Annotated in this window: 16 protein-coding genes; 7 read left to right on the top strand and 9 right to left on the bottom strand. The window is 66.6% G+C overall.

Going from position 1 to position 16,219, the window contains the following annotated elements:
• Positions 1 to 12: 12 nt before the first annotated feature.
• Both J6U32_RS20500 and J6U32_RS20505 read right to left on the bottom strand, forming a co-directional pair.
• Positions 13 to 1,254, bottom strand: a complete 1,242-nt coding sequence (locus J6U32_RS20500; RefSeq protein ID WP_208791915.1) for an acyl-CoA dehydrogenase family protein — start codon at positions 1,252 to 1,254, stop codon at positions 13 to 15.
• A gap of 115 nt (positions 1,255 to 1,369) precedes the next feature.
• Entirely contained in the window at positions 1,370 to 2,362 is a 993-nt protein-coding gene (locus J6U32_RS20505; RefSeq protein ID WP_208791916.1) for an AraC family transcriptional regulator, read from the bottom strand.
• Positions 2,363 to 2,577: 215 nt separating this feature from the next.
• Here J6U32_RS20505 and J6U32_RS20510 point away from each other — a divergent pair, with 215 nt between their 5' ends.
• From J6U32_RS20510 to J6U32_RS20525, 4 genes are read left to right on the top strand one after another with little or no spacing between them, the layout of a single operon-like run.
• Complete coding sequence (locus tag J6U32_RS20510; protein ID WP_208791917.1) at positions 2,578 to 3,822, top strand: cytochrome P450; 1,245 nt, start codon at positions 2,578 to 2,580, stop codon at positions 3,820 to 3,822.
• A gap of 5 nt (positions 3,823 to 3,827) precedes the next feature.
• The gene (locus J6U32_RS20515; protein ID WP_208791918.1) at positions 3,828 to 4,892 is read left to right on the top strand and encodes a 2Fe-2S iron-sulfur cluster-binding protein; all 1,065 of its coding nucleotides are present in this window, start codon (positions 3,828 to 3,830) and stop codon (positions 4,890 to 4,892) included.
• A 28-nt stretch (positions 4,893 to 4,920) separates the two neighbouring features.
• Entirely contained in the window at positions 4,921 to 5,277 is a 357-nt protein-coding gene (locus J6U32_RS20520) for an HNH endonuclease (RefSeq protein ID WP_208791919.1), read from the top strand.
• Positions 5,274 to 6,602 (top strand): diacylglycerol/lipid kinase family protein, encoded by a 1,329-nt coding sequence (locus tag J6U32_RS20525; RefSeq protein WP_208791920.1) that lies wholly within the window; start codon positions 5,274 to 5,276, stop codon positions 6,600 to 6,602. The genes J6U32_RS20520 and J6U32_RS20525 overlap by 4 nt, the downstream gene beginning before the upstream one ends.
• Here the strand turns inward: J6U32_RS20525 and J6U32_RS20530 are convergent, their stop codons facing one another.
• The 4 genes from J6U32_RS20530 to J6U32_RS20545 form a co-directional block, all read right to left on the bottom strand.
• Positions 6,603 to 7,115: an HIT family protein gene (locus J6U32_RS20530; protein ID WP_208791921.1), complete on the bottom strand. Its 513-nt coding sequence runs from the start codon at positions 7,113 to 7,115 to the stop codon at positions 6,603 to 6,605. It lies immediately after the preceding gene.
• 251 nt (positions 7,116 to 7,366) lie between these two features.
• On the bottom strand, positions 7,367 to 8,953 hold the full coding sequence (locus J6U32_RS20535; RefSeq protein ID WP_208791922.1) for an HNH endonuclease signature motif containing protein: 1,587 nt from the start codon (positions 8,951 to 8,953) through the stop codon (positions 7,367 to 7,369).
• 690 nt (positions 8,954 to 9,643) lie between these two features.
• On the bottom strand, positions 9,644 to 10,207 hold the full coding sequence (locus J6U32_RS20540) for a dihydrofolate reductase family protein (protein ID WP_208791923.1): 564 nt from the start codon (positions 10,205 to 10,207) through the stop codon (positions 9,644 to 9,646).
• 40 nt (positions 10,208 to 10,247) lie between these two features.
• A complete protein-coding gene (locus J6U32_RS20545) occupies positions 10,248 to 11,273 on the bottom strand; it encodes a bile acid:sodium symporter family protein (protein WP_208791924.1) in 1,026 nt (341 codons plus the stop codon).
• Positions 11,274 to 11,363: 90 nt separating this feature from the next.
• Between J6U32_RS20545 and J6U32_RS20550 the strand changes: the two genes are divergently transcribed.
• Complete coding sequence (locus tag J6U32_RS20550; RefSeq protein WP_208791925.1) at positions 11,364 to 12,197, top strand: LysR family transcriptional regulator; 834 nt, start codon at positions 11,364 to 11,366, stop codon at positions 12,195 to 12,197.
• Positions 12,198 to 12,207: 10 nt separating this feature from the next.
• Here J6U32_RS20550 and J6U32_RS20555 read toward each other — a convergent pair whose 3' ends face one another.
• The 3 genes from J6U32_RS20555 to J6U32_RS20565 form a co-directional block, all read right to left on the bottom strand.
• Complete coding sequence (locus tag J6U32_RS20555) at positions 12,208 to 13,152, bottom strand: glycoside hydrolase family 43 protein (RefSeq protein WP_208796245.1); 945 nt, start codon at positions 13,150 to 13,152, stop codon at positions 12,208 to 12,210.
• An 85-nt stretch (positions 13,153 to 13,237) separates the two neighbouring features.
• On the bottom strand, positions 13,238 to 13,753 hold the full coding sequence (locus J6U32_RS20560) for a GNAT family N-acetyltransferase (protein ID WP_208791926.1): 516 nt from the start codon (positions 13,751 to 13,753) through the stop codon (positions 13,238 to 13,240).
• Between the two features lie 64 nt (positions 13,754 to 13,817).
• Positions 13,818 to 14,699, bottom strand: a complete 882-nt coding sequence (locus J6U32_RS20565) for an SDR family oxidoreductase (protein WP_208791927.1) — start codon at positions 14,697 to 14,699, stop codon at positions 13,818 to 13,820.
• An 85-nt stretch (positions 14,700 to 14,784) separates the two neighbouring features.
• Between J6U32_RS20565 and J6U32_RS20570 the strand changes: the two genes are divergently transcribed.
• A complete protein-coding gene (locus J6U32_RS20570; RefSeq protein WP_035726852.1) occupies positions 14,785 to 15,363 on the top strand; it encodes a TetR/AcrR family transcriptional regulator in 579 nt (192 codons plus the stop codon).
• A 68-nt stretch (positions 15,364 to 15,431) separates the two neighbouring features.
• Complete coding sequence (locus tag J6U32_RS20575; RefSeq protein ID WP_244332217.1) at positions 15,432 to 16,205, top strand: RCC1 domain-containing protein; 774 nt, start codon at positions 15,432 to 15,434, stop codon at positions 16,203 to 16,205.
• Positions 16,206 to 16,219: the final 14 nt, after the last annotated feature.

Consider the following 16,219-nt stretch of genomic DNA (forward strand, 5'->3'; position numbering starts at 1 on the left):
ATACCTTTCCGGTCAGTACTGGGGCAGGCCCAGGGCGGCCTTGGCGAGGATGTTGCGCTGGATCTCGTTGCTGCCCGCGTAGATCGAGCCGGCACGGTCGTTGAGGTAGAGCAGCGGCGCCACCGCCTGCCACGCCTGCCCGCTGACGTATCCGTCGGCCGGCGGCACGAAGTCGGCGATCGGTCCGCCCGGCGCGGCGGCGTGCGGCTGATACGCCCGTCCGCGGGGGCCCGCCGCCTCCACGCCGAGGGTGGTGATCTGCTGGCTCAGCTCGGTCGAGAGGATCTTGAGCATCGACGAGATCGCGCCCGGGTTGCGTCCGGCGCTCATCTCCGCGAGCGCGCGATATTCGAGAACCTCGAGAACCTTTGCGCGCGTGCGCAGATCGGCGAGCTTGGCGGCGAACGCCGGCTCGTCGGCCAGCGGCACCCCCGACGGCCCGGTGACCGTCGACGCATGATCGGTGAGGTTTTCCACCATCACCTGCAATCCCGGCGCGGCCGCGCCGCCGCCGCGCTCGAACACCAGCAGATACTTCGCGACCGTCCAGCCGTCGTCGATCGCGCCGAGCACGTTCTTCTTCGGCACCCGTACCTCGTCGAAGAACACCTGCGCCTGCACCTGCTCACCCGAGGCCATCACCAGCGGCTGCACCTCGATGCCCGGGGAGTTCATGTCGATCAGCAGGAAGGTGATGCCCTCCTGCTTCTTGCCGGTGCGTGAGGTACGGACCAGGCAGAACATCCAATTGGCCTCGGCGGCATGGGTTGTCCAGATCTTGCTGCCGGTGCACACGAGATCGTCCCCGTCGGAGACCGCTGACATCGACAGCGAGGCGAGATCACTGCCGGATTCCGGTTCGGAGTAGCCCTGACAGAAGAAGACGTCGCCGGTGAGGATGCCGGGCAGGTAGAACGCTTTCTGCTCGGGGGTACCGAAGGCGATGATCGCGTGGGCGACCATGCGGATCCCCATGGGCGACAGCGCGGGCGCACCGGCCAGCACCGATTCGCGGCTGAAGATGTAGTGCTGGGTCAGCGACCAGTCGCAGCCGCCGTGCTCGACCGGCCACGCCGGCGCGGCCCATCCACGCTTGTGCAGGATCGCCTGCCACTCCATCGACGCCTCGTGGTCGGTGTACACGCTGGTGCGCAGTCGGCCGGCGGCGCGCAGCTCCGGGGTCAGTTCGGCGTCGAGGAACTCACGCACCTCGTCGCGAAAGGCGATGTCGTCATCCGACCAGGTCATGTCCATCGGTGTGCACCTCTGTCTGTATCAAATATATGATCTGCTTCAATGTACGACACAGGTCACTGTGTTTACACATCGGGGGCTCGCTGATCGTTGCCCCGTTGCTGTCGGAGCGCGATCACCTGCGCAGCACTTCCGACGGCCGAGCACCGTACCGCCGCCGATAGGCCGCGGCGAAGCGGCTCGCGCTGCTGAAACCCCAGCGCGCCGCAATGTCGGAGATCGTGCCCGCTCCGCGCTTGATGTCGTTGTGCGCGTATGCCAATCGGATATCACGAAGAGCCACCGTGGGCGTCGCACCGACGTATTCGGCGAAGGCCTCCTGCAGACGACGCACGCTGGTCTGTGCGAGCGCTGCCATCTCGGCCAGTGTCCACGGTCGCGCCGGGTCGGCGTGCAGGGCGTCGAGGACCCTTTTGACGGTGCGCGGTCGCAGTGGATGTGCCGCGTCGACGGGATCGGGCGCGACCGTGAGCAGGAATGCCGCGGTCACCGCGCCCGCCAATTGCGGGCCCACCAATGGATTGGCGAGCAGGTCGACGGGTTCGCGATGTTGCGCGGACAACGCCGTGACCAGGTCGAGCCACGATCGCCCGGCGTCGGTCGCGACGTCGATCTGATCGGGCAGGACGAGGCGTCGGCGCACGGCACCGACGTGGATGCGGTCGGCTTCGCGTTCGAGGTGATCGGCATCGAACTTGACGCCGATCACGTCGCAATCAGCGGTCCACCGCGTGATCTGCGACTCCCGGTCGGCGGCGAAGACCGTCGCTCGTCCGGGGGTCGAGACCACCTCACGCGTTTCGTGTCGGGAGTGCAGCCGTCCTGACATCGGGATGTTGACCTCGTAGGCCCCCGGATAGGCGCAGGTGATCGCGACGTCGGTACCCCAAGTCAGTCGACCGATCGTCACGCCGCCGAGTTCGACGGTCCGCAGTGACAGCGCGACGCCTCCGGTGCCGTCGAGGTCGGTGAGTTCGTGCGGGAAGTACGCATCGGCGACGGCACGGTGCGCGGCGTCCCAGTCCCGGGTCTCCCCGTCCGGTGCCCCGTGCCCGGTTGACGAGTGTCCGGTGGACGTGTGTTCGGTGGACGTGTGTTCGGTGAACATTCGGGTGGCGGTTCTTTCGTCGGCCAGGCCGGCGGGCTGCGCCGGCCTGAGGTCTTGTCTACCTCACATCGACCGGCTGATGCGATATCGATCACAACTCCATCGCGCATTCGGTGCCTCCCCCGCGCAATCGGTGTCGAGACCGGTCCCGATCGGCCCTACCGTCTCCGGCCAGAGCAGTCCCGATCGCCTGCCACCGACCAGAGGAGTACGCCATGACGATCACCGAGACACCCACCCCGTCCGACCCCACTCCGGCACCGAGCTGGATCGACGAGATCACCATGACCGAGCTCGAGCGCAACCCGTACCCGGTGTACGAGCGGCTACGTGCCGAGCGCCCGTTGGCCTACATCCCCGTCCTCGGCTCGTACGTCGCCACCACGACCGACATCTGCCGGGAGATCGCCACCAGCGAGCACTTCGAGGCGATCATCACCAAGGCCGGCGGGCGGACCTTCGGGCACCCCGCGGTCATTGGCGTTAACGGGGACATCCACGACGACCTGCGGTCGATGGTCGACCCGGCGCTGCAGCCGCAAGAGGTCGATCGGTGGATCGATGATCTGGTCCGGCCGATCGCACGCCGGTTCCTCGAGACGTTCGAGGACGACGGCCACGCCGAACTCGTCGCGCAATACTGCGAACCGGTCAGTGTGCGGGCGCTCGGCGACCTCCTCGGACTGCGCGAGGTCGGCTCGGACACACTGCGCGAGTGGTTCCACAAGCTGTCCCGGTCATTCACCAATGCCGGCGTCGACGAGAACGGCGAGTTCACCAATCCCGAAGGTTTCGACGAGGGTGATGAGGCCAAGGCCGAGATCCGCGCGATCGTCGACCCGATGATCGACCGCTGGATCACCCACCCCGACGACAGCGCCATCTCCCACTGGCTGCACGACGGCATGCCCGACGGGCAGACCCGCGACCGCGACTACATCTACCCGACCCTGTTCGTCTACCTGCTCGGCGCCATGCAGGAGCCCGGTCACGCGATGGCTTCCACGCTGGTCGGATTGTTCACCCGACTGGATCAGATGGAGCAGGTCGTCGACGAACCCGGACTGATCCCCCGGGCCATCTCCGAGGGGATGCGCTGGACCTCGCCGATCTGGTCGGCCACCGCGCGCATCAGCACCGCCGACGTCGAGGTCGCCGGGGTGGCGCTGCCCGCGGGCACCGTCGTGCTCATGTCCTACGGCTCGGCCAACCACGACACGGCTGTGTACACCGCGCCCTCGGAGTACGACATCACCCGTCCACCGTTGCCGCACTTGGCTTTCGGGGCCGGAAATCACGCGTGCGCGGGGATCTATTTCGCCAATCAGGTGTGCCGGATAGGGCTGGAGGAACTCTTCGAATCGATTCCGAATCTGGAGCGCGACACCGATTCCGACGTCGAGTTCTGGGGTTGGGGGTTCCGCGGACCGACCTCGCTGCACGTCACGTGGGAGGCGTGAGGGCGATGGCTGCTTCCGATACGACCGGCTCGCAGGCCCATCGCATCGACGTCGTGGGCGCCGCGTCGGCGAGCGTGATCTGCGCAGAAGACCAGCCGCTGCTCGACGCCTTCCTGCGCAACGGCGTGTATCTGCCCAATTCCTGTAATCAGGGGACGTGCGGAACGTGCAAGGTGCGCTTGTGTTCGGGCACCGTCGACGCCCCCGAGATCCCGGAGACGGTGCTCGGCGCCGACGATCAGGCGCGTGGATTCGTCCTGGCGTGTCAGTCGCGTCCGCGCTCGGACACCACGATCGAGGTGGACGCCGGTGAGCAGACCGGCCCTCGGCACCGACTCCGCGATGTGGTCGGGACCGTCCACGGCATCGAGACCGTGGCTCACGACACGGTGACCGTGCTCGTGGATATCGATGAGCCACTGGACTTCTCGGCCGGCCAGTACATGGAGATCGTGGTTCCGGGCACCGGCGAGTGGCGTCAGTACTCGATGGCCAATCCCCCGGCGTCGGCGAGCAGGCTGGAGTTCCAGATCCGCCGGGTGCCCGGCGGTATGGCGACCGACGGGTGGATCTTCGGCGGTCTCGATGTCGGCCACGAACTCGAGATGCGCGGTCCGTGGGGTGACTTCGCCTACGCGCCCGAGGCCGACGAGCCCGAGGCACCGATGCTGTTGCTCGCGGGCGGCACCGGTCTGGCACCACTGACATCGATTGCGGTGCAGGCTCTCACCGACGATCCCAACCGCGAGATCCATCTGTACCACGGGGTCCGCCACGAGTCCGACCTCTACCATCAGCAGTTCTGGCAAGAGCTGGCCGAGCGCCACCGCGGGCTCACCTACGTCCCGTGTCTGAGTCGGTCGGCGTGGGACGGGCGTACCGGCTACGTGGGTGACGCGGTGCTCGACGACTTCGCATCGCTGCGCGGGTACGTCGCCTACCTGTGTGGGCCGCCGGCGATGGTCGACGCCGGGGTGAAGGCCTGCAAACGCCGGCGCATGCCCGCGCGCAACATCCGGCGCGAGAAGTACACACCGAGCGGGATCGTGCCGGCCGGCCTCAGCGCATGAGACCGGGTGATGGCCTACCCTGATCGTCGTGCCCGCCAACCGCACCCGTGCCCGCCGCTACGCGAAACGTCGTCGGCGCCGAATGAACGCGGTCACCCATGACCTCACCCCCGAGCAATGGGAGCAGTTGATCTCACTGTGGGGTGGATGCGCCTACTGCGAGGCTGATGGCGTTGCGCTACAGAAGGATTGCGTTCTCGCCATTTCCCGGGGCGGCCGGTACACCGCCGGTAACGTGGTGCCGAGTTGCCGGTCGTGCAACGCGGGTAAGTGCAATACCGAGGTCACCTCGTGGATGCGCCGCAAACGTCTCGACGAGAAGCGCTTTCTGCTGCGCTACGCCGAGATCTGCGCTCTGATCACCACCGACCCCGACTCGAGGTGACGAGCCAGCGACGGATCAGTGCCGTCGTCGCGTTGCTGGCCGCGGCCGGACTCCTCGTGGCGATTCTGGTGTTCCTGGTCAACAGCGGTCTGCACTTCGTGCTCGGCGTGGCGGGTCTGGCCGTCGCCGCGCTCGGCGCGTGGTGGGCGATCACCGAACGCGGGGTACGACGTGGCGTCGGTATCGCCGTCGGGGTACTCGGGGTCGCGGCGCTCGTCAGTGCGCTGGTGCTGGCCGTCGTCGATTCCGGCGCTTTCGTCGTGCACCTGATCGTCGCCGTCGCGCTCGGGGTGATCGCCGTCGCCTCGGCCCGTCACGCCTTGACGCCGCATCTGCACGAGTTGGATCTGATGCACGCGCCGTGGCGGCCCCGACATCCGGTTCTGATCTGCAACCCGAAATCCGGTGGCGGCAAGGTCGATCGGTTCGAACTCGTCGAGACAGCACACCGGATCGGTGTCGAGATCGTCGTCCTGGGGCCCGACGACGATCTCGAACAACTCGCACGTGACGCGGTGGCGCGTGGTGCGGACTGTCTGGGGATGGCCGGCGGGGACGGTTCGCAAGCGCTCGTCGCCGCCATCGCGATCGAACACGACCTGCCGTTCGTCTGCGTCAGCGCGGGCACCCGCAACCATTTCGCCCTGGATCTCGGGCTCGACCGGTCCGACCCACGACGCAACGTCCAGGCCTTCTCCGACGGTGTGATCCGCCGAGTCGATTACGCCACCGTCAACGGACGTCTGTTCGTCAACAACGTCTCGCTCGGGGTGTACGCGACAATCGTGCAGCAGGACTCCTACCGCGACGACAAGGCTCAAACCACCGCGGCGCTGCTGCCCGAACTCCTCGGCAACACCGCAGAACCCTTCGACCTGCAATTCACCGCGGCCAACGGCACTGCGGTCGACGGCGCGTTCCTCATCCTGGTATCCAACAACCCGTACTCCGGCGCGCTTCTCGACGCCGGTGAACGACGACGGATGGATACCGGCCTCCTCGGCGTCGTCGCCGTGTCGCCGCGGACCGGCGCCGAAGCGGCCACACTGGTCGCCCTGTCGGCCGTCGGCCTGCGCAAGACCAGTCCGCACTGGCACGAGTTCACCACCCCGACCTTCGAGGTCTCCTCGGCTGGCGGTACCGCCTATGCGGGCGTCGACGGAGAAGCCCTCGAACTCACCACGCCGCTGCGATTCCGCAGCCACCACAAGGGTTTACGTCTACTCGTGCCCTCCGACAATCCGCTCGCCGAATCCCGCCGCCGCGCCCGCGACGTCAGTGTCCGGGCGCTCGTGCAGATCGCGGCGGGACGGCCGCCCGGCTGATCATCGCCCGTCGATCGATCGACCGCTGCGATTCCCCTCGAGGTGATGCAGCCGGTTGATCTCGGCACTGAGGGCGGATTTCAGCTCATCGTGCGCAGCCGACAGGGCGCTGGCGGGTTCATGCCAACGCTCCTGCGGATAGCGCCACACCGGCATCCCCACCCGATCCGCCGACTCCCAGGTGTAGCGCGGCCAGATGTGTGCGTGCAGGATCGGGTGGGTGTTGCCGAGGATTTCGATGTTCATCCGCCGAAACCCCGGATCGTTTGCCGCGCACACGGACTCGACGGCGGTGGCGATCAGATCCACGTCCGCCAGGAATCGAAGACGCTCGGATCGCGGCAGAGAGGAAAGTCGTTCGACCCCAGGAGACTTCGTCAACGCCAGCGAGTATCCAGGCAGGAACTGTACGTCGCCGATGACCGCGAACGCTGCATCGAGTTCAGCAAGCACGGTGGGGTTGCGTCCTTCGATCGCAGATCGCACACGATCGGCGCGCCAGTCGTCGGCCATACCCCGACGGTACCCACGTCGGGCGATCGTTGGTCGTCGTTCGGCGACGACCTACGGCTTGCAGTCGCCCCTTCGCCCCGCTGGTCGAGGACCCTTCCCCCCGACGATCGAGAACCCTTCCCCCCGGTGGTCGAGGCGTCCCCCCGATGGTCGAGGCGCCCTTCCCCCGATGGTCGAGGTGCGAGGCGCGTGCGCCGAGCCTCGAGACCCGTTGAGACACAGCTGGTTCCACCCCACAGACATAGAGATCGTCACCGCGGGAATGTGACAATCACCTGCCCCGTCCGCCGACTCCGCCACTCCACCCGCCGGTCCAAAAGGAGCGTCGGCACCCACTCCCCAAGGTGCTTGCGCTGGTGATCAGCCCGACACAGTGGGATCAGGTCACCGAGCACCGTCCACCCTCCGACCTCGGGGTCGGCATGGTTGAACGGTCGCCAATGATCGAGGTCGCACAGGTGCGACGGCATGCCACAGTAGGGGTATCGGCACCACGCATCATTGGCGAGCACCTCAGCGCGCAAGGCGGCGCTGGGTTCATAGGTCAATGCCCCAGGAGGTGGCACGGTGTGGCCACCGTGTCCGGTCGGATCGGCGGGCGGTGCTTGGGGTCGGTCGGCGATCTGCGGGATGAGTGGCCTAGCCGTACGGGCGGATTCGGGGTAGTGGATGGTTTTCGCTATCTCGGCGAGGGTGGTGGCGTAGTCACGGTCGATCGGCCCGTACCCCTGCAACCGGGGCACCAACACACCGTCGGGGTCAGTGACCACCGTCAACACGGGCGCGCTCGGCACCACCAGGGCACGCCCGAACGCCACCGGCACCTCATCCGGGGTGGAAGGTTCACTCGTGTCGGGGATCCCGGGTTCGACGACGGGCTCCACCAACTCAACTGGGTCGTGCTCATCGGCAGGTTCCGGTAGCAATTCGTCCCACGCTTGTGCATCCGCAGCGTCGGCGGGTGTTTCCGCCGACTCGTCGCGGGCAGCACCGCCTTTCGCGCAATTCTCTTGTCCGCATGCGCAGTCGAGGTGCGCTCCGGGCACGCCGGTGATCTCCCCAAGTGCGATCACCCGCAGCGACCCGACGCGACGCGGGTCCTTACGGCAGGTGCGTTCACCGACCAGGGCATCGATCTGGGTTGTGAGGAACACCCCGTAGTGCGCGGGCACCACCGCATCCAGAGCGGAGTGTCCAGCGACATCGGGGGTGATGGTGACGTTTCCCACCAGGTCGGTGATGGTGTCGCGGTCCTCGATGACACTGTCGGGGTTCATCGAAATCAACGCGGCGTCAAGCTGTTGCGAGAGCACCGGATCGGTGGTGGCGCGGGACCCGTAGTCCAGGACGATCTCTTCGAACGACATCTCCTCGTTGTCACCGGACTCGTCACCGGTATCGAAGCTATCGGTGTCGGTGTCGGTGTCGGTGTCCCCGCCACGCTGCGCGGCGCGCGCCATGATCGACACCCGATTCGTCGACAACTCCCCGTTCAGATAGGCGGCACGGATCAGCGGGAACTTCTCAAACAGATCCGCCAACGCTATCCAACTCCCGGCTTTGCTAAGGGAGACCTTGAATTGCAACGACACCTCGGCCCGGCCGAGTCTCTCGGCATGCTCGACCACCGACCCCCACACGCCGGTCTCAGGCCGACCGGCCAGATGGTCGCGAAACACCCTCTCCGCCAACGCGGCAGCAGCCAGCACCGTCCGGGCCTCGTACTTGCGGGACTGGCGGAGCAGGTCCGGGCCGGTCTCGGTGAGCTCATCCCGCGACATCGATGCGATCGCGGCAGCATCGGCATCCGGATCGGTGAACGTCAACACACTCGACACCCGAACAACCTCCCCTCCCGCGATCGGTGATACAACCTATGGGCACAAGTGTACGAAGGGGTACCGACAAAACCGGTCCGGCGATCGCGCGGCTCGAGAAATCTGTGGACAACTTTTTCTACTCATCGACTGGGCGTGGAATTTCGTCGACCGGGCGCTCTATCACGTCGAGTGGGTAGTGGATGTGGTTGCGATGCTTGTCATCTCGCCGGGTCTCGAGGCTCGCCGCACGCGGCTCGCACCTCGACCACCGGGGGAAGGAACGGTCGAGCATCGGGAGATCCGTTCCGATGGTCGAGGTGCCGAGGAGCGCCAGCTACGAGGCCTCGAGACCCCGCTCGCCGACAGGTATCCGCATCACCCGCCGAACCGAACCAGCACCGGCACAAGCGGTCTCGAGGCTCGCCGCACGCGGCTCGCACCTCGACCATCGGGGGGACAGAACGAGCGTCGGAAGGTGGAAGCGCTCGACCATCGGGGGGGAACGGTCGAGCATCGGCGGTGGAAGCGCTCGACCATCGGGGGGAACAGTCGAGCGTCGGAAGGTGGACGCGCTGGACCGTCGGGGGGAAGGGGCGAGTGTCGGGTGATGGGAGCGCTCGACCATCGGCGGGAAGGGCCGAACATCCGGGAGAAAGCGAGCAATTCGATAAGAAGAATCAGCGGCAGGAGGCGATGCCCAGCGCACCCTCACTTCGGGGCGTAATGCAGATAGACGGTGCCGTTGGCGAAGGTCCGCTGCTCGATGAGCCGAAGGTCGAGCTCAGCGTCGGCGGGCAGGGCACGGAGTCCCCCTCCGACGATCACGGGAACGACGAACAGCCGGAAACCGGAGACCATTCCGGCGCGGATCGCAGCAGCCGCGGTGGTCGGCCCGAAGATCTCGACCGAGCCAGGAGCCCTCTCGGTGAGCTGCCGAAGTTCTGCGGTATCGAGCTCTCGTACCAACCGCGAGCGATCGGACGACAGATCGTCGGGACTCATCGTCGTCGATACGACCACTTTCTCGATCGTCTGCCATCGGCGGGCGAACTCATGTTCCGCAGCCGTCCAGCTCCCGTCCTCCGGAGGGCTCTCCCAATACCGCATCAGGTCATAGGTCTTGCGGCCCAACACCTCTGCGGAGGTCTCCGCCATCCGATCAACATGCATGTCGAAGATCTCCGCATCCGGAGCACCCCAACCGAAATCGCCATCGGCGTCGGCGACGTAGCCGTCGAGGGACATGCTGGTGGTGTACATCAACTGTCCCATGCGCCGACCCCCTCGTGGCGAAACCTCCGTGGCGCACACCCTACGGAGAACGGACCGCGAAATCCAGACTCGCGTCATCGCTCGGGGCACATGCGTGCTCAGATGCCACACGGCCGTGGTGGGCGGCGAGCATCGAGCACACCAACAATTGGATCTGATGAAAGATCATCAGCGGCAGGATGATCAGGCCAACCGGCGCACCGGCGAAGAGTACTGCGGCCATGGGCAGACCGGCGGCCAGACTCTTCTTCGATCCACAGAACTGGATGACGATGGCGTCGTCGCGACCGAAGCCCAAAGCCTTTGCAGCCCATCGAGACAAGACCAACACCACTCCGAGGACGCCTGCGCACACCGCCATCACCATGGCGATCGACCCCATGCTGACCGACGACCAGATGTGCTCGGCCATACCGGCGCTGAACGCGGAGTACACGACCAGCAGCACCGAGCCGCGGTCGACGGTCTTGGTCAGCACGGGGTGTCGTCCGAGCGGTCTGGCGATCAGCGGCCGGCACAGTTGGCCGGCAATGAACGGAAGCAGCAACTGAAGGATGATCTCGCCGAACGATTCCGCACTCACGTGGACTCCGCCGGTGGTGGTCATGAGGGCGACGACGAGCAATGGGGTCAGCACGACTCCGAGAAGGTTCGACAACGACGCCGACACGATGGCCGCCGGGACGTTTCCGCGGGCAACCGAGGTGAACGCGATCGACGACTGCACCGTGGACGGCACGAGACAGGCGAACAGCACACCGGTGTAGAGGGCACTGCTCAGCACGTGTGGGGTCAGCACCCGCAGCGCGAGGCCGATCAGGGGGAACACGACGAAGGTGACCGCCAGAACCGTCAGATGCAGTCGCCAGTGGCGTGCCCCGGCCATCGCCTCGGCGGGCGAGAGCCGCGTGCCGTAGAGGAAGAACAGAAGCGCGATAGCCGCTTTCACTATTCCGTCGAGAATCGTCGCCGCCGCGCCCGCGACCGGAAACACCGATGCGAGCGCCACCGTCGCGAGGATCGAGAGCACAAATCCGTCGATGGGGAGCTTCCTGAGCAGTCGCATGAGACATAAGTCAACGCCTGCCGGAGCCATTCGGAAACACGTTGACCACGATTATTGTGATCGAGTTTATCGATAACTAGTCTGAGACGTGTGCTCGATCCCACCGCGCTGCGCACCTTCCTCACCGTCGTCCACACCGGCGGGTTCTCAGCCGCGGCACGCCAGCTCGACGTCGGGCAATCCACTGTGTCCGGCCACATCGCCCGCCTGGAGAAACAGGTCGGCAGAACGCTGTTGCGACGCGACACGCACTCGGTCGAGCTGACCGCGGACGGTTCGGTGATGGCCGGCTTCGCCCGCTCCATCCTCGACGAGTGCGATCGCGCGCTGAGCTATTTCACCGACGACGGCATCACCGGACGCATCCGCTTCGGGGTGTCGGAGGACCTCGTAACCACGGGGACGCCGGACATCCTGCGCCGCTTCCGGACCGACCACCCGCGCGTCGATATCGAGCTGACCATCGGACTCAGCGAGGACCTCCACACGAGCCTACGTGCGGGTTCACTGGATCTGGTTTTGGCCAAACGCAATCCAGGCCAACGGCACGGACAGTTGATCTTCACCGAACCTCTGGTCTGGGCGGGCGCACCGGACACCGTCCTGCGGCCCGGTGAGCCGATTCCACTCGTGACCTTTCCCGAACCGAGCATCTCGCGCACCGCGGCGCTCGCCGCACTCGCCGACGCGGGGCTCGATCACCGCATCACCTGCGTCTCCAACAATCAGCAGGGGTTGCGCGCCGCGGTACTGGCCGGGCTCGGTGTGATGGTGCATGCGCGTCGGCTCCTGCCCGCCGACGTCGTCGAACTCGACGGCCTGCCCGACCCGGGACTCACCGAGGTCGTGGTGATCACCCGGCGGCGGCCGGCGACGCGCGCCGAGGCAGCGCTGCTCGCGGTACTGCGGTCGGCGACGTGGTGAGTTCGCCGTGTCACGCCGGCTCGCGGATCACTCCCGCGTGTCGCACCGTTCCGGACAGCCCCGGCAGTTCCTTGGGCGCCGTCCACGTTCGCAGGCCGTCGCCACTGTCGGAGTAGAGGTATTTGCCCCTGGTGTAGGCGTCGAAGTACATCCGCCACGCCCCGCCGGGCAGTTGGATGACCGACGGCCCTTCCACGAAGGTGCCCCAATTGCCCGGTGCGACAAAGGTGTAGGGCCCCGCCAGGATGGGGGCAACGGCGTGCTCGATGACCTTCTTGGTCTCGTTCTTGGTGAATGCGTGGTAGGTCGAGCCCACCTTCACGATGGTGGTATCGATGTGGTCGGCGCCGATACCCACGAGCGGTACCGGCGGCCCCCAATTCCGCAGCGAGGAGTCCGTCGCCGTCATCAGATACGGGATGAAGCCTCCGCCGGTCGACATCGACAGGATGATGTTGACGCGACCGTTCTCGACAAACCAGTCCGGCGCCCACGCCTTGGTGGTGAACGGCGACAGTGAGGGCAGGTCGCTCGACCCGGCGGAACCCGACGAACCCAGCGCGCCCAACGACCCCTTGCCATCGCCGGTACCGGGAAGAAGGAAGCAGCAGAACGGGACTGCCAGGTTCTGCATGAACGTCCAGTGGGTGAGGTCGGTGCTGCGCGCGAACCCGATACTCGCGCCGGCGGCCGTGGTGTAGGTGAGGTAGTACGACCCGTCGGTGTTGCGGAAGATCCGTGGATCGCGCACCAACCCGGACGGCGGACGATACGCCGCCTTCTGGAGGACGTCGAAATGAGTGCCGTCGCCGGACTGGTAGACGTCCATGTCACGATCGCTGGCGTTGCTGAATGCCACCATCGTGTATCGCCACCCGGATTGTGGTGCGGCTCCGGCCGTCCCGGGAACGGCGAACAGCAACCCCGCGACAGCCAGGACCGCCGATATCACCACGCATATCGTCCGCTTCGTCACCGAAGCAGTATCGGTGATGGGCGACAATTCAACAAACACCTCGGCTCACACGGGTACCACATCGTTATCCCCCGGTTTCGCCTGAGATGACGTTTCTCGCAAGGAAGACCAGGTCGTAGGTCCCGACATTCCGGCGACGGAACTCTCGAAAACCGAAACGGTGATACAGGCGAATGTTCGCGAGACTGTGCTCACCGGTGAACAGCTCGAGTCTGGTGACAGCACTGGGTAACCATGTGTCGACCGCGTCGAGCAGACGACTGCCCAAACCCCTCCCCTGCAGGTCGGGCGCGACCGTGAGACGACCGAGTTCAGCGGTGTCACCGTGCACCGTGAGTCGTACTACGGCGACCAGACGTGCTCCGGAGGTGATTCCCAGGGCGATCACCTCCGGGCTCCGTAATTCGTCGACGATCTCGTCGACGGTCTGATCCAGCGGGGGCAGCCGGAGATCGTTGTGCAGCTTCGCCTCGGTGACATACGCGGCCCGTTGCAGGGTGAGAATCTCACCGGCCCGCTCGACACCGATCCGGTGGACGTCACCGAAGTCGCGCTCGGGCCCTTCGACGTCGGTCGTCATCGGTTGGCCCTTTCTGACGGGAACGCCCGGTGACGACACCGAACTCGGACGCCAATCCTAGGTCTCACGGTTCGATGTTCTCCAGATCCTCGAGCAGGCTCGGATGCGTCGGCGTCCAACCGAGTGCCTCGCGGGTGTGCGTGCTCGTCGAGGGTTGATCCACCGCGAAGATCGGACCGAACGCACCGAAGCTCTCGGTGGGGATCTGCTGCACCGGCAGTCGCAGCCGCCTGCCGATGACCGAAATGATGTCGGCGACGGTGTCGCCCTCGTCGGCGACCGCGTGCCACGCTGTCCCGGCCGGCGCCGATTCCAGCGCGAGGCGGAACAGTGTCGCGGCGTCGCGGGCGTGCACGGCCGGCCAGCGCTGCGTGCCGTCGCCCGGGTAGCCGGCCACGCCGCTGCGTCGTGCCTGTTGGGTCAGTAGGCCGGCGAACCCACCCTCACCATGGTTGTGAACCGTCCGAGGCAGACGAATCGCACTGGGGCGCACGCCTTTCGACGCGAGATCGAGTAGCGCCAGCACCGATCGGGCCCGGCCGCCGACGGGACCGTCGGTGGGCAACGGATCGGCCTCGGTGGACGCGCGCCCCGGAATCCACGGCGTGCCCGACACGGTGACGATCGGACGGTCGGTGCCGATGAGTTCCTCCCCGATCGCCGACAACGCGGCGGTTTCCTGAGCGATCGCCGCGGCCAGCGCGTCGGCTCCGTGGTCGCCGCGATCGAAGGCGAGGCTGATCACGCCCTCGGACTGCGCGACGCCGGAGCGCAGCACGTCGAGATCGGACAACCCGCCGCGCAGGACCTGCGCACCGGCGTCGGCGAGTACCTGCGCGGACCGGTCGGAGCGAGCGAGGGCAAGCACGGTGTGGTCGTTGTCGAGCAACTCTGAGACGACGGCGGAGCCGATGGTGCCGGTACCGCCGGTGACGAAGACGTGCATGGATCTCCCCTGACGAGTGATGCGACTGTTATCTCATCACTGTAGCGCGACGACGGGACACATGTCGCATCACTATGATGACCACATGGCTCGATGGGAACCCGGCGCACGCGAGCGCCTCGTCCTCGCCGCGGTGGACCTGTTCAACGAACACGGCTACGACGCGACGACAGTCGCGCAGATCGCCGACCGTGCCGGCGTCACCCGCAGCACCTTCTTCCGGCACTTCTCGGACAAGCGCGAGGTGCTGGTGGCCGGCCAGGAAACGCTCAGCCGTCTGATGGCGGAGGGAATCGCCGAGGCACCCGCCGACGCGACACCACTCGGTATGGTCAGCGCAGGTCTCGAGCGTGCCGCCGGCGAGATGGGGCCGATGAACCGGGAACTCGGACCGAGACTCAGCGCGGCGATCGCTGCCAGCACCGAACTCCAGGAGCGCGACGCCCTCAAGAGCGTCGGGCTCGCCGCCGCGATGACCGACGCCCTCATCACCCGCGGCGTGGCGGATGCGACCGCGCGGGTCGCCGCCGAACTCGGTGTGCTCGCCTTCAAACAGGGATACGCGAAATGGACCGAGGGCGAGAAGGACGACGGCGCGCCGCTCGTGCCGTTCGTACTCGAAGCGCTCAGCGAATTACGCTCGGCCGCAGGGTCACTGGGCTGATCCCGCACATGAACACGCTGGCCGCAGGCCGACGACACTCGGTCGTATGCCGGGAGGACGGGACGGCAGTGGCGACCGGCGACGGTCGCGCCGGGGAATGTGACGTCTCGTCGTGGTCGGGTATCTACGCCGTGGCCGCCGGCAACGTGCATGCCGCGCGCAATACCGGCCGATCCCACAGCGTCGGGTTGCGCAGCGACGGAACGGTTCTCGCCGCAGGGTGGAACGGTGACGGACAGACCGACATCGGCCGATGGCGTGGGATCGTCGCCGTGGCAGCCGGATGGAGAACCACTCTCGGCCTCCGCTCGGATGGCACCGTGGTCGCGACCGGTCGCACCGCGGAGGGTCAGTGTGATGTGGCCGCGTGGAAAGACGCCGTCTCGATCGCGTGCGGAGACTGGCATTCGGTCGCCGTATTGGCCGACGGCACAGCACTATCCACCGGCAGCAATCGGCGCGGGCAGGGTGCGGTCGGCGGCTGGCACGACCTGATCGGCATCGGCGCCGGCTATCTACACACCGTCGGCTTGCGCGTCGACGGCACCGCACTGGCCACCGGCGACAACACCGCGGGCCAATGCGACGTCAGCCGATGGCGCACCGTCGTCGCGGTGTCGGCGGGCAGCCACCACACAGTGGCGCTCCTCGCTGACGGAACCGTGCGGGCGGTCGGCGACAATCACCACCGACAGTGCGAGGTCGCAGAGTGGCGTGACGTTACTGCCGTCGCGGCCGGATCGGCGCACACGCTCGGACTTCTCGACGACGGAACCGTCATCGCGACCGGGGAGAATTCGCATGGTCAGTGCGACGTGAGGCCCTGGCGCCTGCATCGATGACCTGCCGCTCACCC

The sequence above is a fragment of the Gordonia polyisoprenivorans genome, assembly GCF_017654315.1.
Lineage (GTDB): Bacteria > Actinomycetota > Actinomycetes > Mycobacteriales > Mycobacteriaceae > Gordonia > Gordonia polyisoprenivorans_A.

Bases quoted from the DNA above. Each gene is read 5' to 3' on its own strand.
- J6U32_RS20560 (WP_208791926.1), bottom strand. From the start codon at position 13,753: ATGACGACCGACGTCGAAGGGCCCGAGCGCGACTTCGGTGACGTCCAC.
- J6U32_RS20510 (WP_208791917.1), top strand. From the start codon at position 2,578: ATGACGATCACCGAGACACCCACCCCGTCCGACCCCACTCCGGCACCG.
- J6U32_RS20500 (WP_208791915.1), bottom strand. From the start codon at position 1,254: ATGGACATGACCTGGTCGGATGACGACATCGCCTTTCGCGACGAGGTG.
- J6U32_RS20545 (WP_208791924.1), bottom strand. From the start codon at position 11,273: ATGCGACTGCTCAGGAAGCTCCCCATCGACGGATTTGTGCTCTCGATC.
- J6U32_RS20515 (WP_208791918.1), top strand. From the start codon at position 3,828: ATGGCTGCTTCCGATACGACCGGCTCGCAGGCCCATCGCATCGACGTC.
- J6U32_RS20540 (WP_208791923.1), bottom strand. From the start codon at position 10,207: ATGGGACAGTTGATGTACACCACCAGCATGTCCCTCGACGGCTACGTC.
- J6U32_RS20505 (WP_208791916.1), bottom strand. From the start codon at position 2,362: ATGTTCACCGAACACACGTCCACCGAACACACGTCCACCGGACACTCG.
- J6U32_RS20565 (WP_208791927.1), bottom strand. From the start codon at position 14,699: ATGCACGTCTTCGTCACCGGCGGTACCGGCACCATCGGCTCCGCCGTC.
- J6U32_RS20570 (WP_035726852.1), top strand. From the start codon at position 14,785: ATGGCTCGATGGGAACCCGGCGCACGCGAGCGCCTCGTCCTCGCCGCG.
- J6U32_RS20530 (WP_208791921.1), bottom strand. From the start codon at position 7,115: ATGGCCGACGACTGGCGCGCCGATCGTGTGCGATCTGCGATCGAAGGA.